The sequence below is a fragment of the Nostoc sp. DedSLP03 genome, from assembly GCF_034530815.1.
Taxonomy (GTDB): domain Bacteria; phylum Cyanobacteriota; class Cyanobacteriia; order Cyanobacteriales; family Nostocaceae; genus Nostoc.
Genome location: NZ_JAVRCK010000206.1, coordinates 1 through 2,845 on the forward strand (window position 1 = coordinate 1; position 2,845 = coordinate 2,845).

Below are 2,845 nucleotides of genomic sequence, written 5' to 3' on the forward strand. Positions count from 1 at the left end.
TTATTGAGTATCCACTTACGATTTTTTCTGAGTAATTTATTTCTTGGAAGTCCCTTATCCCATGAATGCCTTAATTAACTCCCAAAAAGAAGAACTCGACAAATTTTTACGCCAAGTTCCGAATACTCATATTCGTGTTGAAAAATACACCGGGCAAGAAAGTTTAACCAGGAAAACCGAAATTCAAAACAATCCACCCCATATTTTGCTCACAAACTACGTGATGCTAGAGTTAATGCTCTCACGCACTCACGAAAATAAACTGGTAGAGTCTCCCAATTTAAAATTCCTGGTACTGGATGAATTACATACCTATCGGGGACGACAAGGCGCAGACGTTGCTATATTGATACGCAAACTTCGTCAACGTAGCAGAAGTAATGACGAATTACTCTGCATTGGCACAAGTGCCACCATGTCAACGGTCGGTTCCCGCGAACAACGCCGTCAGGTTGTGGCAGATGTCGCTAGTAAGTTATTTGGCGTGGAAATTAAACCCAGTAATGTCATTGATGAAACCTTAGAACGTTCTATCCAACGTGCTGAACCTACTATCGAACAACTGTGCCAAGGAATCTCGGCAGGTTTACCAACCGAATTAGAACAAACACTAACAGAATTCCGAAACCATTCCCTGAGCTACTGGATCGAAATGAACTTCGGTTTAGAAGAAAGAGAAGGGCATCTTGTGCGCCGTCAACCCATTAGTTTAGAAACGGGTGCAACTAAACTTGCCGAACAAACCCAGCTTCTAGGGGAAATTTGTTTAACAGTCCTCAAACAAATGTTCCTGTGGGGAAGCAAAACTAATGGACTTGCCTTTCGTTTACATCAGTTCATTTCCCAAGGGGGAAGCGTTTACGCCACTATTGAAAATCGAGACAAAGGCCATTTAACCCTCGAAGGTCAATATACAACCACCGACAACCGCCTACTTTATCCCCTCGTTTTTTGTCGGAAATGCGGACAGGATTACTATGTCGTGCGCTACGATGCCGATAAGCATATTATCCTGCCTCAATTGCCCACTGCATTAGATATTAGTCCTGACGATGCAGATATTACCGAAGGTTATCTTACCCTTGATGAACCAGAACTGTGGGATAGAAGCGATGAAGATAGACTTCCTGATTCTTGGTTTAATGAAACCAAAAAGAAAGGACGGGTTGCCAAAAAAGACTTTGCACGGTTTATTCCTCGCAAACTCCAAATTCTATCCAATGGTAAAGTTACATCCTCCTTGTTGCAAGGAACCACTTGTTGGTTTATTCCCAAACCCTTTCTGACCTGTCTCAACTGCGGCGTACTTCATGACAAAAAGCGAAACGAATTTGCTAAACTCTCTCGCCTTAGCAGTGAAGGACGCAGTACCGCCACCACTCTATTTTGTCTTTCTACCACCAGCCGCCTCAAACAAGTCTTTACAGGGGAAAAAGCCAAAGCTGCCAAAATCCTCAGTTTTACCGATAACCGTCAAGATGCGTCTTTACAAGCAGGACATTTCAATGATTTTGTCCAAACCAGCTTCTTACGGGCTGCACTTTTAGGCGCAATTCAAGCTAAGGGGCGACTCACCCACAGTGAATTAGCTAGTGTAGTCGTCCAATACATGGGAATTACTCAAAACGACTATGCCAAGCAAGCAGCAGAGTTTGGTGTTGGGAAGCGACGCAATGAAGAAGCCTTTCGTAAACTAATTGAATATCGTCTTTACGAAGACTTGCGTCGGGGGTGGCGCATTGTTCAACCCAACCTTGAACAGTGTGGACTGTTAATAATTGAGTATGACGGACTGCAAGAAGCCTGTGCTGACGATAAACTATGGCAAAAACATCGCCATTCTTTACTACTGCAAGCCACTCCGCAAGAACGTTTCATCATTACCCAAGCATTCCTCAACCATCTGAGGCGAGAATTGGCAATTGATGCCAAACTTTTACAACCAGACCAAAAAGATTCACTCAAAAGCGAAGTCATTCAAGCTCTTAAAGAACCTTGGGTATTTGATGAGAACGAATATTTGTACTTAGCAACTTGGGCAACTATTAGTACTGGTGGTAATGAAAAAGCGAAAGTCAAACTTACTACTAGAAGTAAAATTGGACAATTTTTGCGATCGCCAAATACATGGTCGCTCCGTAGCCAACTTCTAACAGATGTAGAGTTCAACAGCTTAATCACTACTTTAATTTAGGACTTACGCAAGTGTCACAAAAAAATGTCAACTGGCACATATACTTTAATTAAGACTTAATGCTTGTAAGCTTTGATTTATCAGTATTAGAGCTAAATCAGTTACATATGACAGTTTGTATATTAATGTGCCAGTTGCGTAAGTCCTGTAATTAATGCTTTGTGTGATGCTGGCTACCTAGTGCAAGAAAAATCTGAGGTACAGCTACGCATAGACTCACTACTATGGAAAGCAACCAACCTTAAGGAAATCCCTACCGATCCCTTAACATCCCGCCGCTTGCAGGGTAACGATAAGCCCAATATATCCGTTAACCAATTTTTCCAAGGTTTTTACCAAACCAACGCTTTGCAAATCCAAACAATGGAAGGGCGAGAGCATACCGGACAGGTAAGCAACAAAGACCGTCAAGAACGGGAAGAAAAATTCCGTCAAGGACAATTAGCTGCATTGTTCTGTTCTCCGACAATGGAATTAGGCATCGATATTTCCGACCTTAGCGTTGTCCATCTCCGAAACGTTCCCCCCAGTCCTGCTAATTACGCCCAACGTAGCGGTCGTGCTGGTAGAAGTGGACAGCAAGCTTTAGTAATTACTTAGCCCTCTTCTGTCACTTTCCGGGTATTCTAAATAAAAGGACTAAAAGAAAAA

Annotated in this window: 2 protein-coding genes; both read left to right on the forward strand. The window is 42.5% G+C overall.

The genetic code is table 11. The features are described from left to right. The first annotated feature begins 61 nt into the window (after positions 1–61). On the forward strand, positions 62–2,194 hold the full coding sequence (locus RM368_RS38185) for a DEAD/DEAH box helicase (protein WP_322698883.1): 2,133 nt from the start codon (positions 62–64) through the stop codon (positions 2,192–2,194). A 180-nt stretch (positions 2,195–2,374) separates the two neighbouring features. Next, positions 2,375–2,794: a helicase-related protein gene (locus RM368_RS38190; protein WP_322698884.1), complete on the forward strand. Its 420-nt coding sequence runs from the start codon at positions 2,375–2,377 to the stop codon at positions 2,792–2,794. Positions 2,795–2,845: the final 51 nt, after the last annotated feature.